Here is a 14,254-nt window from a genome sequence, read left to right on the forward strand (position 1 = left end):
AACCTGATGAGGAGACAGGAAATGAGCTTGCAACATCAAGGCAACACCCAGGAAAAATCGGTGAAGAACCCGCAAGCGCCGCTAGGTGGTGCGATCATTGGCCCGGATGGCAAAGAGATCATCATCACTGAAGAGATGGTCCAGCAGGCCTGCAAAACGCTGGAAGAAAGCCGCAAAGACCCCGCCAAGAAAGACTGACCCGCCCGAATTCTTCAACCCGGCGCAGGCGCCGGGTTTTTATTGCCCGCTATTTACACCAGCACGCCGCCCAGGGCGCGGACCAGCTGTGCCAGTTGCGGCGCTTCACCGTGCAGGCGCACGGCCAGGCCTTCGATTTCACGGCGCGGCGGGTAGTGCTTGCGCAGGTTGTCGAAGGCGGCCTTCTGCTGCGCCGGGTCGCGGCTCAAGCTGCGGCGAAAATCGGCATCGTCACGGCGCGGGTCATACACCGCACGGCACAGGGTCGCGAGGGCCCAGGCCGGATCGGTCTCGGCCTGCAAGGCGATTTCGGCCAGCCACGGCTGTGGCAGCAGGTCGCTCAGTTGCACCTCGGCAGGTTCGCCACGCCAGGCGCAAAACGCCTGGTAGATCTGCGCGGTGCCGCGCTGCTTGCCGTCCAGGCTGTAGCCGGCAATATGCGGGGTGGCGATCACGCAGAGGTCGGCCAGGGCCAGGTCGACCTGGGGCTCGCCCTCCCAGACGTCGAGCACCGCCTGGATATCGTCGCGCTCGCGCAGCAACTGGCGTAAAGCCTGGTTGTCGACCACCGGGCCGCGGCTGGCATTGATCAGCCAGGCGCCGGGGCGCAGGCGGGCCAGTTGCGCCTGGCCCAGCAGGTGCCAGGTCGGCAGCTCGCCGCTACGGGTCAGCGGGGTGTGCAGGCTAATGACGTCGCACTGCTCGATGATCTGCTCCAGGCTCACATAATCGCCACCCTCGCGCGCCTGGCGCGGCGGGTCGCACACCAGCACCTGCCAGCCAAGGCCGCGCAGCACCTCGACCAGACGCCCACCGACTTCCCCGGCGCCGACCACCCCATAGGTGCGCGCAGGCAAGCTGGCGCCGTCGAGCTCGGCCAGGGTCAGCAGGCTGCCGAGCACATAGTCGACCACCCCGCGGGCGTTGCAGCCTGGCGCGCTGGACCAGTGAATACCAGCCTCGGCGAAGTAATCCAGGGCCAGGTGGTCGGTGCCGATGGTGCAGGTGCCGACAAACTTCACCTGACTGCCTTCGAGCAAAGTGCGGTCGACCTTGGTCACTGAACGCACCAGCAGCACATCGGCATCCTTGACGCAGGCGGCATCGATCGCCCGCCCGGGGTAGCGGCGGATTTCGCCAAAACCGGCAAAGAAGGCATCGAGCAGCGGGATATTCTCGTCAGCAACAATCAGCATGGCGCTCTCCTATCGGGGTGCGCAGTGTAGGCCGATACGGGTGGGGCGATCCACAGGCAGGCGAGGTTCCTGACTGCCGCGTCAAGGCGTAGACTAGCCGGCTTTGCCCATCTTTCCTGTGGACGCCTGCCTTGTGACACCGATGACCGCCGAGACCCAAACCCCCGCCCTGTCGCGCCCGACGCGGATCCGCAGCGAGCTGCGCGGCCTGCTGATGCTGGCCACGCCAATCATCATTGCCCAGTTGGCGACCACCGCCATGGGTTTTGTCGATGCGGTGATGGCCGGCCGGGTCAGCCCCCGCGACCTGGCAGCCGTGGCGCTGGGTAACTCGATCTGGATTCCGGTGTACCTGCTGATGACCGGCATCCTGCTGGCGACCACGCCCAAGGTTGCCCAGCGCTATGGCGCCGGCCAGCATGCCGAGATCGGCCCGCTGGTGCGCCAGGCATTGTGGCTGGCACTGTGCGTCGGCCTGATCGCCAGTGGCCTGCTGCTCAGCGCCGAACCGATCTTGCAGGTGATGAAAGTCGACCCGCAACTGGTAGCGCCGAGCATGGGCTATTTGCAGGGCATTGCCTTCGGCTTCCCCGGTGTCGCCCTTTATTACGTGTTGCGCTGCTACAGCGATGCCCTGGGCCGGACCCGGCCGAGCATGGTCATCGGCTTGTCCGGGCTGCTGCTGAACATTCCGCTGAACTATGTACTGATTTACGGCCACTTCGGCATGCCGGCTCTGGGCGGCGTCGGTTGCGGCTGGGCCAGCGGCATCGTCATGTGGTTCATGGCCTTGAGCATGGCCGCCTGGACCCACTGGGCCCCGGCCTATGCCCGCCAGCGCGTGCTGGTGCGCCTGGACAAGCCGCAATGGCCGGTGATCAAGCGCCTGGTCGGCGTCGGCCTGCCGATCGGCATCGCGGTATTCGCCGAGTCGAGCATCTTCGCAGTGATTGCCCTGCTGATCGGCAGCCTCGGCCCGACCGTGGTGGCCGGGCACCAGATTGCCCTAAACATCAGCTCGCTGCTGTTCATGATTCCGTATTCGCTGGGGATGGCGGTGACCGTGCGGGTTGGCCAGGCGATCGGCGCCGGGCTACCGCGCCAGGCGCGCTTCGCCGCCCTGGTGGGCCTGGGTGCGGCGCTGGTGTTTGCCTGCTTCTCGGCCAGCCTGATCCTGCTGATGCGCGAGCCCATCGCCTCGATCTACACCCCGGACACGGCGGTGATCCAGATTGCCGCGATGCTGATCGTGTATGCCGCGCTGTATCAGTTCTCCGACGCCATCCAGGTGATTGCCGCCGGCGCCCTGCGCGGTTACCAGGACACCCGGGTGACCATGATCCTGACCCTGTTCGCCTACTGGGGCATCGGCTTGCCGGTGGGTTACGTGCTCGGCCTGACCGACCTGTTCGGCCCGGCAAGCGGCCCTAACGGCCTGTGGGAAGGCCTGATTGCCGGCCTCACCTGCGCGGCGCTGATGCTGGCGATTCGCTTGGCGCGCAGCAGCGCCAAGCACATTCGCCGCGCTGAAAAGCGTTAACCGAGCTTCTTGCGGATCCAGTACAGGTAAGTGCCCGCCTCTTCCTGCTGCTGGACCAGTTCATGGTCGAGGAACACGCAGAACTTGGGGATATCGCGACGGGTCGAGGGATCGGTGGCGATCACCTTGAGCAGGCCGCCGGGGGCCAGGTCGCGAATGTACTGGTGCAGCATCATCACCGGCTCCGGGCAGTTCAGGCCGGTGGCGTCGAGGATGGCATCTGGGGTGAAGTCAGTCATGTAGAACTCCGGAAACAATCAGCTATTGTCGCTCAAGCCGCTCCCGCAGCCTCAGCGCGGTTTCAGATCCAGGCGCCGCAGGTGGCAGGTCACTTCTTCGCGGTCGTGATACAGCTGCTTGCAGCCAATCGAGACCTTGACCTTGCGCGCCTTGAAGCCCTCTTCGATGCGCTCGAGCAGGCGCCGCACTTCGGCGTAACGCTGCTTCATCGGCAGCTTGAGGTTGACCACCGCCTCGCGGCACAAGCCCTCGCCGAGCCAGGTTTCCAGCAAGGCGGCACTGCGCGCCGGCTTCTCGACGATGTCACAGACCATCCAGTCCACGGTCTGCCTGGGCTTGTAGGTAAAGCCGTCGGCCATCAGGTGCTGGACCAGGCCGGTGTCCATCAGGCTCTCAGCCATCGGCCCGTTGTCGATGGCGGTCACCAGCATGCCGCGCTTGACCAGTTGATAAGTCCAGCCGCCCGGCGCAGCGCCCAGGTCAACCCCGGTCATGTCATCGGACAGGCGCGCATCCCACTGATCGCGAGGGATGAAGTGGTGCCAGGCCTCTTCCAGCTTGAGGGTTGAACGGCTCGGCGCTTCGCGGGGGAACTTCAGGCGCGGAATACCCATCGGCCACATCGCCGAGTTATCCGCCGCCGCCAGGCCGACAAACACCCGCCGGCCGCTGACGAAGGTCAGCAGCAATCGTGGTTTGTGCGCATCCTCAACCAGGCGCCCGGCCTTGCTCAGGGCCTTGCGCAACGGCACTTCAAACTTGCGACAGAAGGTCGACAGCTCTTTGCCATCGTTGGTGTCCATCACCTCCAGCCACAGGCTGCCACACTGCGGGTAATCGGCCAGGGCCTCGAGCAGAACGCTGATGCGGTCGGTTTCCGGCAGCTCGATGAACGCGCCGCGGGCCCATTGCCGGGGGAAGATCAGCTGGGCAAAACGCAGCTCGCGCATCAGTTGCTCGGCACCTTCGGCGTCGTTGCAGATGAACTCGGCGCAGGCGCTCTGCGGCTTGGCCTTGGCATAGCCGGCGACATTCAGGCGCGCGGCGTGCTCGGCGATTTCGGCACAGACTTCGCTCTCGAAACCGGGCCGGCAATGCATAAACAGGGTATTCATCTTCACTCCAGGACGGCTGACGGCCATTACCGCCAACCCTGACCGGGCGCAATACGCAGCGCCGGTAAATCGGCGAATGATAAAGGAAGATCGGAACCTGCGACACTTCCGGCCGGTCCAGTACATGGTCAGGTCCGCCAAACAGGGCTACCCTGACCGTTCAGCCAGGTCCGTGCCGTGCGGACTGTCACAGAGGCGGTGAACCGGCGACAGCAGGGAAGATTGCCGATCACCGGCGCAGAAGGAGTTGGTAATGCCCTCGCTCGATAGCCTGAAAACCCTCAAGACCCTGACGGTCGATGATCGTCTCTACCACTATTACAGCCTGCCCGACGCCGCCCACAGCCTCGGCGACCTGCAGCGCCTGCCGATGTCGCTGAAAGTGCTGCTGGAAAACCTGCTGCGCTGGGAAGACGGCAAGACCGTCACCAGCGGCGACCTTTCGGCGCTGGCCAACTGGCTCAAGGAGCGGCGTTCCGACCGCGAAATCCAGTACCGCCCGGCGCGGGTGCTGATGCAGGACTTTACCGGCGTACCGGCGGTGGTCGACCTCGCCGCCATGCGCGCGGCCATGGCCAAGGCCGGCGGCGATCCGCAGCGGATCAACCCGTTGTCGCCGGTGGACCTGGTCATCGATCACTCGGTGATGGTCGACCGCTACGCCAGCCAGCAGGCCTTTGCCCAGAACGTCGACATCGAAATGCAGCGCAACGGCGAACGCTACGCCTTCCTGCGCTGGGGCCAGAATGCTTTCGACAACTTCAGCGTGGTGCCGCCGGGCACCGGTATCTGCCACCAGGTCAACCTCGAGTACCTGGGGCGCACCGTCTGGACCCGTGAAGAAGACGGGCGCACCTACGCCTTCCCCGACACCCTGGTCGGCACCGACTCGCACACCACCATGATCAACGGCCTGGGCGTGCTCGGCTGGGGCGTCGGCGGTATCGAGGCGGAGGCTGCAATGCTCGGCCAGCCGGTGTCGATGCTGATCCCGGAAGTGATCGGTTTCAAGCTGACCGGCAAGCTGCGCGAAGGCATCACCGCCACCGACCTGGTGCTGACCGTCACGCAGATGCTGCGTAAAAAGGGCGTGGTCGGCAAATTCGTCGAGTTCTACGGCGACGGCCTGGCCGACCTGCCCCTGGCTGACCGCGCCACCATCGCCAATATGGCACCGGAGTATGGCGCCACCTGCGGCTTCTTCCCGGTCGACCAGATCACCCTCGATTACCTGCGCCTGTCGGGCCGTCCTGAAGCCACGGTGAAACTGGTCGAGGCTTACTGCAAAGCCCAGGGCCTGTGGCGCCTGCCCGGCCAGGAGCCGGTGTTCACCGACGCCCTGGCCCTGGACATGAACGAAGTCGAAGCGAGCCTGGCCGGGCCCAAGCGCCCACAAGACCGCGTCGCCCTGGGCAATGTCAGCCAGGCCTTCGATGACTTCATCGGCCTGCAACTCAAGCCCTCGAGCAAGGAAGAAGGTCGCCTTGAAAGCGAAGGCGGTGGCGGCGTGGCGGTGGGCAATGCCGACCAGGCCGGTGAAGTCAGCTATGAATACCAGGGCCAGCAACACCTGCTCAGAAACGGCGCGGTGGTGATCGCGGCGATCACCTCCTGCACCAACACCTCCAACCCCAGCGTGATGATGGCAGCCGGGCTGGTGGCGAAAAAGGCAGTGGAAAAAGGCCTGCAGCGCAAGCCCTGGGTCAAGAGCTCGCTGGCCCCCGGCTCCAAGGTGGTTACCGACTACTACAAGGCCGCCGGCCTGACCCAATACCTCGACGCCTTGGGCTTCGACCTGGTGGGCTATGGCTGCACCACCTGCATCGGCAACTCCGGCCCGCTGGACGACGCCATCGAAAAAGCCATCACCAGCGCCGACCTCACCGTCGCCTCGGTGCTCTCGGGCAACCGCAACTTCGAGGGCCGCGTGCACCCGCTGGTGAAAACCAACTGGCTGGCCTCGCCACCGCTGGTGGTCGCCTATGCCCTGGCCGGCAGCGTGCGCGTGGATATCAGCCGCGAACCGCTGGGCGTCGGCAAGGATGGCCAGCCGGTGTACCTGCGCGACATCTGGCCCAGCCAGAAAGAAATTGCCGACGCCGTGGCCAGCGTCGATACCGCGATGTTCCACAAGGAGTACGCCGAGGTGTTTGCCGGCGACGCCCAATGGCAAGCCATCGAAGTACCGCAGGCGGCCACCTATGTCTGGCAGGACGATTCCACCTACATCCAGCATCCGCCGTTCTTTGACGACATTACCGGGCCGCTGCCGGTCATCGAGGATATTCACGGCGCCAGGGTCCTGGCCCTGCTGGGCGATTCGGTGACCACCGACCACATTTCCCCGGCCGGCAACATCAAGGCCGACAGCCCGGCCGGACGTTACCTGCGGGAGAAGGGCGTCGAGCCGCGCGACTTCAACTCCTACGGCTCACGCCGGGGCAACCATGAAGTGATGATGCGCGGCACCTTCGCCAATATCCGCATTCGCAACGAGATGCTCGGCGGTGAAGAAGGCGGCAACACTCTCTATGTGCCCAGCGGCGAGAAGATGGCGATCTACGACGCGGCCATGCGCTACCAGGCCGATCGCACGCCACTGGTGGTGATTGCCGGCCAGGAATACGGCACCGGCTCCAGCCGCGACTGGGCCGCCAAGGGCACCAACCTGCTGGGGGTCAAGGCAGTGCTGGCGGAGAGCTTCGAACGCATCCACCGCTCCAACCTGGTGGGCATGGGCGTGTTGCCGTTGCAATTCAAGCCCGGGCAGAACCGCAAGAGCCTGGCCCTGGACGGCCGCGAGCGCATCGACATTCTTGGCCTGAGCCATGCACAGGTGCAGCCGCACATGACCCTGAACCTGAAGATCACCCGCGAGGACGGTCGCCAGGAGCAGATCGAAGTGCTGTGCCGCATCGATACCCTCAATGAAGTGGAGTACTTCAAGGCCGGCGGGATTCTTCACTATGTACTGCGGCAATTGATCGCAGCCTGAAGTAACGGCCCGGTCCCTGTGACCGGGCCTTTGCCTGATGGAGCAGACCACGTACGATAAGCAGTAATGGCCAAAGGATGGCCGAGTGGCGTGTCCTCGATTGTAAAAGCGCAGTCGAAGGTTTCACGTTTTGCTTTTCAAAGGATGTCTCATGCTTGCCCCGCAATGGATCGGCCTGGCGCTGCTCGGCCTCGGTTACCTCTTCGCCCTGCTCAAGGGCAACCTCGGCCTGCTGGCCCTGCCCACCCTGATTGCCCTGCTGTGTGCAGGCTTGCTGGTACGCCGCGCGAGCCTCTGGCAAAAGCTGGTCGGCCATGCCCTGTTCGTGCTCCTGGCCTTTGCCCTGGCCCTGCACATGCTGCCCGGTTTCAGCGGCGCCAAGGTCATCGACAAGGTGCGTTTTAGCAGCGAAGCCCTGCCCTTCTCCATGTACCTGAACCTCGACAAGCCGCTGATCGGCTTCTGGCTGCTGCTGGCGTGCCCCTGGGTGCTGGCTCTGAAGAACAAGCGCCCACTGGCGAGCCTGGCCTGGACCTTGCCATTGGTCATCGCGGTCTGCCTGGGCGGCGCCTGGCTGCTGGCAATGATCGCCTGGGCGCCGAAGTGGCCTGAACAGGCGTGGATCTGGGCCATGAACAACCTGCTGCTGGTGTGCCTGACCGAAGAGTTGCTGTTTCGCGGCTACATCCAGGGCGGCCTGCAACGCCTGCTGAAAAACCAGAACCTGGCCCTGCTGCTGGCCGCCAGCCTGTTCGGCCTGGCCCATCTCGGTGGCGGCTGGCAATGGGTGCTGCTGGCTGGGCTTGCCGGTGTCGGCTACGGCCTGGCATACCGTCATGGCGGCATTTTCGCCGCAGTACTCTGCCATTTCGGCCTGAACCTGGCGCATTTCGCCGGTTTCAGTTACCCGATGCTGGCGCCGTTGTGAACTTGCGGTCATTAGCTGACTTTTGTGTCAAAAACATGAAAGAATGCAGCTAATTTGTTGAACTTTGCACGAGTGACTTAGCGCAGGTCAGATCAGGACTCATTGATCGAAATCAAGCCCTGCAAATATTCATTCAACAAAACCCCCGGCGTGCCGATACCTCTCGAAAGCCTTGCGGATTGAACAGCTAATGCGTAACAACCAGCCGATTACCCAGCGCGAACGGACTTTCCCAGCTCAGCAACGGTTGATTTCGACCACTGATGCCAAGGGCGTTATCACTTACTGCAACGACGCCTTCGTCGAAATCAGCGGCTTCTCCCGCGAGGAGCTGATGCGCGCACCGCACAACCTGGTCCGCCACCCGGATGTGCCGCCTGCTGTGTTTGCGCATATGTGGACCACGCTCAAGCAAGGCCTGCCATGGATGGGCATCGTCAAGAACCGCTGCAAGTCGGGTGACCATTACTGGGTCAACGCCTATGTTACGCCGGTGTTCGAGAGCAACCAGGTGGTGGGCTTCGAATCGGTGCGGGTCAAGCCCACCGCCGAACAGGTACGCCGCGCCGAAGCGCTGTACCAGCGCATCAACCAGGGCAAGCCGGCCATTCCGCGCCGCGACAAGTGGCTGCCGGTGGTGCAGGACTGGCTGCCGTTCATCCTCATCAGCCAGATCGGCTTCCTGATCGGCAACTGGCTCGGCCATTCCTGGGGCTTTGCCCTGGCCGCCGGCCTTTCGGTGCCGCTCGGCCTGCTTGGCCTGAGCTGGCAGCAACGCGGCCTCAAGCGCCTGCTGCGCCTGGCCGAACAAGCCACTTCCGACCCGCTGATCGCGCAGATGTACACCGACAGCCGCGGCGTGCAGGCGCGCCTGGAAATGGCCATGCTCAGCCAGGATGCGCGGATGAAAACCTGCCTGACCCGCCTGCAGGATACCGCCGAGCACCTCAACGAGCAGGCGCGCCAGTCCGATACCCTGGCCCACAACAGCTCCTCGGGCCTGGAACGCCAGCGCGTGGAAACCGAACAGGTTGCCGCCGCCGTCAACCAGATGGCCGCCACCACCCAGGAAGTGGCCAACCACGTCCAGCGCACGGCCGATGCCACTCAGGAAGCCAATCGCCTGACCGGGCGCGGCCGTGACATCGCCGGGGAAACCCGCGAAGCCATCCAGCGCCTGTCGGCTGCCGTCGGCGAGACCGGCCTGACCGTGACTCAGCTGGCTCGCGACAGCGACGAAATCGGTGGCGTGGTCGATGTGATCAAGGGCATTGCCGACCAGACCAACCTGCTGGCCCTGAACGCCGCCATCGAAGCGGCCCGGGCCGGTGAGATGGGCCGCGGCTTTGCCGTAGTGGCCGACGAAGTGCGCCAGCTGGCGCAACGCACCGCCGAATCCACCGGGCAGATCCACGGCCTGATCGCCAAACTGCAACAGACTGCCAACAGCGCCGTGCAGACCATGGAAAGCGGTCATCGCCAGGCTGAAGAAGGCGTTGCACGGGTGATGGAAGCCGACCAGGCATTGGTCGGCATCAGCGAAGCGGTAGCCAACATCACCGACATGGCCACGCAAATTGCTGCTGCCACTGAAGAGCAGACTGCGGTGGCCGACGAGATCAGCCGCAACATCAGTACCATCGCCCAACTGGCCGACCAGACCTCGGAACAGGCCCAGCACTCGGCGCTGCTCAGCGAAGAACTGACCCGCACCGCCACCAGCCAGTACTCGCTGGTGGAACGCTTCAACCGCTAAGCCCGGCCGCGCATCGCCATTGGCGGTGCGCGGCTCCCCGCCTTACCAGTCGAGCGTCAGCCGGCTTTCAAAGTATCGCTCTGCACCGCTCAACGGGTCATTGAAACGCAGGCTGTGCGCCAGCAGTTTCAGCGGCTTGCTGTAGTCGTCCGGCCCCTGAACGATGTCCGGATAGAACGGATCGTTGCAAATGCTCGCGCCCAGGGCGGTCATGTGCACGCGCAGCTGGTGCGTCTTGCCGGTCACCGGCGACAGCCCGTAGCGCCACAGCTCGCCATTCTTCTCCAGCACCTGGGCCAGGGTTTCGCTGTTGCTCACCCCTTCCACTTCCTGCATGCGGAAGAACGGCTCGCCATTGACCAGGCGACTTTTGTGCACCAGTGGAAACTCACGCTCGGGCAAGGCGCGGGCGATGGCCTGGTAGCGCTTGTCGATCTGCCGGTTGGGAAACAGCGACTGATAGGCCGAACGGCTCTGCGGGTTGGCCGAGAACAGCACCAGCCCGGCGGTGTGCCGGTCGATGCGGTGCAAGGGCACCAGGTGGGGATTGTCCAGGCGGCGGATCAGCCGGCGCAGCAAGGTCTGCTCGACATATTCGCCGGTCGGGGTGACTGGCAGGAAATGCGGCTTGTCGGCAACCACCAGGTGCTCATCGATGTGCAGGATGGCCTCTTCGACCGGGATCGGTTTTTCGTTCGGCACTTCACGAAAGTAGTGAATGCGCAGGCCCGGACGGTAGGCAAGCGCGGCATTGATCGGCGCACCCTGGGCATCGAGCACCCGGCCGCGGGCGATACGATCGAGCCACTGCTCGCGACCGATGGCCTTGAAGTGCTCGCTCAGGCAATCGACCACCGTCGCCCAGTTGCCGGGCGGCAGGCAGACAGTACTGGCTTGATGCTGTGCCGGATCGAAGGGAGGCGTGGCCATGGGAACACTCAGGACGAAAGGACCGGGCATTATCGCCCATGCCCGCCCGCTCAGCCAGCTTCGGTGGCTGCAGCCTCGGTGAACTCCTTGAGCCAGCGCAGCACCTCGACCGCCTCCCAGCGGCCGGGGTCGTAAAGGGCGTACAACAACCCCTGGTAACCGACCACATCCAGCGGCCGGTGGTAACCCGCGCGCTGGAACAGCGCCTCGATCTCGGCGAAGCAGGTATTGAAATGCACTTTATTGAACGGCGTCTTGCCTTCCAGCACCAGGCCGTCAAGGCGCAACTCGAGCACCGCTTCACTCACGACCTCGACAGCCATGCGATTGACGGAGTATTTCAGTTGTTCGACATTGACCATTGATCCGGACCCTCGACGCAAGCGCCATCCCTTTACTGTATTTATATACAGCATATTCAGAGAAGTCGCCTGCGTCAATCAGACGACAGCTGTCAGACCAGACCCGGCAGGTAGCCACTACCGCGGCGAATGGTCAGCACCTGACGGCGTGGCACTTGCGTGCTGAGGCCAAAATGCACCCACTGGTCGTATTCGAGGATCAACTGATCGAACATCACCTCACTGTCCATGATTCGCCTGGCCAGTTCGCTCGGCGCCAGCCCGGCCACATTGATATCCACCGCCAGGCCGAGGGTATGCGCACTCCTGGGCGAGCCACCGATTGCCTTGTTGAGGGCCGGTGAACGGTAGCCGCTGCTGACTCGAATCGGCCGGCCGACCAGGCTGCGAACCTCTTCAAGCACAGTGCACAGTCGTTGCAGGTTACTGATGACCTGCGCTTCGGGGGTATTGTCGATACCACGACGAGCGGCAGTCTCCGAGGTAATCATCTCGGCGAGGGAAAAATGTGCGGACAGCTGCATGGGACCATTCCTTGGCATTGTGTATTCGCCAGGGATTGTCCTCGCACCCTTGAATCAACGCACGACAGGAAGCCGCTCCCCGCGCCCCCTGCTTTACTGCAAGAAGGTCACCACCTGTTCAGAGTCAAACGGCCAGTTCAGCTCGGCCCTGGTATCGCAACGGCGCAGCACCGGAATGCGCAGGCCATAGGTGTCGATCATCCCCTCGTGCTCGGCGATATCGACCAGTTCGACCATCAGGCCATGCTCGACAAACGGCATCAGCAGCCCCTCGGCCACTTCGCACAGGTGACAGCCCAAGGTGCCGAACAATTGGCATTCAGGAAGCATTTATGGGTACCAGCATCTGTAGGAACGGATCATTATTCTAGGTCTGCAATCGGGGCCAGTCGAGCGCCGCCCCTGAAGCTGGCCAACGGCAATGAAGTGCTGATGTACATCAACGGCCAAATCGCGTAAGTCGTTCAGACTTAATGGTTTTTCCGCTGTTTTCGCAAGGGAGTGTTTTGTGTTTGCCAACCTGTTGATCATCCTGGCCTCATCGCTGGTCGTCATTGCGTTCTTCCGGCGCCTGAAGTTGCCACCGGTACTTGGCTATTTGTGTGTCGGCCTGTTCGTCGGCCCTACCGCCCTGGACTGGGTCAACGAAAGCGAAGAGCTGCCGGACCTGGCTGAAATGGGTGTGGTGTTTTTGCTGTTTTCCCTGGGACTGGAATTTTCCCTGTCGAAAATGCTCGCCTTGCGCAAGGTGGTGTTTGGCCTCGGCAGCCTGCAGGTGATCTGCACCAGCATCCTCCTCGCCGGCCTGCTGGTGCTGCTCGGTATGCAACCCAACGTCGCCCTGATGCTCGGCGCAGGCCTGGCGCTGTCGTCGACGGCGATCGTCAGCAAGGAGCTGACCAGCCTTGGCGAAATCTTCAGCAGCCATGGCCAGAATGCCATCGGCGTGCTGCTGTTCCAGGACGTGGTGGCGGTGCTGCTGCTGACCCTGGTCCCGGTGTTTGCCGGTCAAGGCGGCCAGGCCTGGTACTGGGCTTTGCCGCTGACCCTGGGCAAGACCGTGATCCTCTTCTTCGGCCTGCTGCTGGCCAGCCGCTGGCTGCTGCCGCGGCTGTTCCATGAGGTGGCCAGCTCGCATTCAGCTGAGCTGTTCGTCTTGCTGGCGCTAGTGATCGTGCTGTTGACCGCCTGGCTGACCCACCTGCTGGGGTTGTCCCCGGCCCTGGGCGCGTTTCTCGCTGGCATGTTGCTGGGTGAAAGCAATTATCGCCATCAGATCGAAGCCGATATCCGCCCGTTCCGCGACATTCTGCTCGGGCTGTTCTTCGTCAGTATCGGCATGCTCATCGACCTGCAGTTGTTCGCCAGCCACGGCTGGCAACTGCTTGCCCTGACCCTCGCCCTGCTGCTGATCAAAGGTGTGGTGGTGGCCGCCCTGGTGCGCTTGCGCGGCAGTGATGCCGAGACCGCCTGGCGCAGCGGCCTGGCCCTGGCCCAGGGTGGCGAGTTCTGTTTCGCCCTGATGGCGCAGATGCAACAGACCCGCCTGCTGCCAGAAGAGCTGGGCAACCTGCTACTGGCCGCGACCTTCTGCTCGATGCTGGTCACCCCGCTACTGCTGCGCGCAGCGCCGAGCATCGCCGCCCGCCTGCACCGCAAGCCCAACCAGGAGATCCACCTGGAAGAGATCGAAGCGCAAAGCGCGGCAATGAATGGCCACGTGCTGATCTGCGGCTACGGCCGCGTCGGCCAATCGATCGGGCGCTTCCTGCGGCGCGAGAACATACCCTTTATTGCCCTTGACGATGACCCGGTGCGCGTTCAGGAAGCCGCCGCCGGGGAAAACTGCGTGCATTACGGCGACTCGCGGCGCGGCGAACTGCTCACCGCCATCGGCCTTGAACGCGCGCGCCTGCTGGTGATTGCCGTGGACAAGACCGACATTGCCCTGAGCGTGTTGAAAGCCGCCCGCGAGCGTCATGCCCAGGTGCAGATCCTGGTGCGCACCCGTGACGACAGTCAGCGCGAAGAATTGCGCGCCGCTGGCGCCACGGCGGTGGTCCCGGAGTTACTGGAGTCGAGCCTGATGCTGGCCTCCCACGCCCTGGTCATGCTCGGCCTGCCGCAAGAGCAGGTGCAGCAGCGTGTCGATGAAGTGCGCAAAACCCGCTACCGCTTGCTGCATGCCTTCTACCATGGCGCCCAGACCAGCCCGGTCGACAGCGAGGGCCTGCCCAAGGCGATGATGCACGCGGTCAACCTCGGCGCCGAAGCCTACGCCTGCGGCCGTCCCTTGAGCGAGCTGGGCCTGGAGCAACTGGGCGTTGAGTTGCAGGCGGTACAGCGCCAAGGCGAGGAGCTGAATGTCGACACCGGCACCTGCCTGCACGCCGGCGATGCCGTATTGGTCAGCGGCCCATTGAGCGCGGTAGAAGCCTGCGAGGCGCGCTTGCTCGCCGGGCGCTGAGCC

General features: G+C 63.8%; 13 protein-coding genes. 6 read left to right on the forward strand and 7 right to left on the reverse strand.

Annotated elements, in window-relative coordinates:
• Nucleotides 1-21: 21 nt before the first annotated feature.
• Nucleotides 22-198: a PA1571 family protein gene (locus UB48_RS27950; protein ID WP_177329142.1), complete on the forward strand. Its 177-nt coding sequence runs from the start codon at nt 22-24 to the stop codon at nt 196-198.
• A 53-nt stretch (nt 199-251) separates the two neighbouring features.
• Here UB48_RS27950 and pdxB read toward each other — a convergent pair whose 3' ends face one another.
• A complete protein-coding gene (gene pdxB, locus UB48_RS06140; protein ID WP_045194952.1) occupies nt 252-1,394 on the reverse strand; it encodes a 4-phosphoerythronate dehydrogenase PdxB in 1,143 nt (380 codons plus the stop codon).
• 142 nt (nt 1,395-1,536) lie between these two features.
• Between pdxB and UB48_RS06145 the strand changes: the two genes are divergently transcribed.
• Nucleotides 1,537-2,934 carry an MATE family efflux transporter gene (locus UB48_RS06145; RefSeq protein WP_045194955.1) on the forward strand — a complete coding sequence of 466 codons (1,398 nt, stop codon included), beginning with the start codon at nt 1,537-1,539 and terminating at the stop codon, nt 2,932-2,934.
• On the opposite strand, the gene tusA is transcribed toward UB48_RS06145, so the two are convergent.
• Nucleotides 2,931-3,173, reverse strand: a complete 243-nt coding sequence (tusA, locus tag UB48_RS06150; RefSeq protein WP_045194957.1) for a sulfurtransferase TusA — start codon at nt 3,171-3,173, stop codon at nt 2,931-2,933. The genes UB48_RS06145 and tusA overlap by 4 nt on opposite strands.
• Nucleotides 3,174-3,224: 51 nt before the next feature.
• On the reverse strand, nt 3,225-4,289 hold the full coding sequence (gene rlmM / locus UB48_RS06155; protein WP_045194959.1) for a 23S rRNA (cytidine(2498)-2'-O)-methyltransferase RlmM: 1,065 nt from the start codon (nt 4,287-4,289) through the stop codon (nt 3,225-3,227).
• Nucleotides 4,290-4,542: 253 nt separating this feature from the next.
• On the opposite strand from rlmM, the gene acnA reads away from it, so the two are divergent.
• From acnA to UB48_RS06170, 3 genes are all read left to right on the forward strand, one after another.
• The gene (acnA, locus tag UB48_RS06160) at nt 4,543-7,284 is read left to right on the forward strand and encodes an aconitate hydratase AcnA (RefSeq protein ID WP_045194961.1); all 2,742 of its coding nucleotides are present in this window, start codon (nt 4,543-4,545) and stop codon (nt 7,282-7,284) included.
• A 151-nt stretch (nt 7,285-7,435) separates the two neighbouring features.
• Nucleotides 7,436-8,212: a CPBP family intramembrane glutamic endopeptidase gene (locus tag UB48_RS06165; RefSeq protein WP_045194963.1), complete on the forward strand. Its 777-nt coding sequence runs from the start codon at nt 7,436-7,438 to the stop codon at nt 8,210-8,212.
• Nucleotides 8,213-8,402: 190 nt separating this feature from the next.
• A complete protein-coding gene (locus UB48_RS06170; protein ID WP_045194965.1) occupies nt 8,403-9,968 on the forward strand; it encodes a PAS domain-containing methyl-accepting chemotaxis protein in 1,566 nt (521 codons plus the stop codon).
• Between the two features lie 42 nt (nt 9,969-10,010).
• On the opposite strand, the gene UB48_RS06175 is transcribed toward UB48_RS06170, so the two are convergent.
• The 4 genes from UB48_RS06175 to UB48_RS06190 all read right to left on the reverse strand — a co-directional run bounded on the left by UB48_RS06175 (nt 10,011) and on the right by UB48_RS06190 (nt 12,114).
• Nucleotides 10,011-10,898, reverse strand: a complete 888-nt coding sequence (locus tag UB48_RS06175) for a pseudouridine synthase (RefSeq protein WP_045194967.1) — start codon at nt 10,896-10,898, stop codon at nt 10,011-10,013.
• 50 nt (nt 10,899-10,948) lie between these two features.
• Nucleotides 10,949-11,260 (reverse strand): hypothetical protein, encoded by a 312-nt coding sequence (locus tag UB48_RS06180; RefSeq protein ID WP_045194969.1) that lies wholly within the window; start codon nt 11,258-11,260, stop codon nt 10,949-10,951.
• A 92-nt stretch (nt 11,261-11,352) separates the two neighbouring features.
• On the reverse strand, nt 11,353-11,784 hold the full coding sequence (locus UB48_RS06185; protein WP_045194971.1) for a D-Ala-D-Ala carboxypeptidase family metallohydrolase: 432 nt from the start codon (nt 11,782-11,784) through the stop codon (nt 11,353-11,355).
• A 93-nt stretch (nt 11,785-11,877) separates the two neighbouring features.
• Complete coding sequence (locus UB48_RS06190; RefSeq protein ID WP_045194973.1) at nt 11,878-12,114, reverse strand: glutaredoxin family protein; 237 nt, start codon at nt 12,112-12,114, stop codon at nt 11,878-11,880.
• Nucleotides 12,115-12,292: 178 nt separating this feature from the next.
• Between UB48_RS06190 and UB48_RS06195 the strand changes: the two genes are divergently transcribed.
• Complete coding sequence (locus UB48_RS06195; RefSeq protein ID WP_045194975.1) at nt 12,293-14,251, forward strand: monovalent cation:proton antiporter family protein; 1,959 nt, start codon at nt 12,293-12,295, stop codon at nt 14,249-14,251.
• The last annotated feature ends 3 nt before the right edge of the window (nt 14,252-14,254 follow it).

The organism is Pseudomonas sp. 2(2015), assembly GCF_000955865.1.
Classification (GTDB): domain Bacteria; phylum Pseudomonadota; class Gammaproteobacteria; order Pseudomonadales; family Pseudomonadaceae; genus Aquipseudomonas.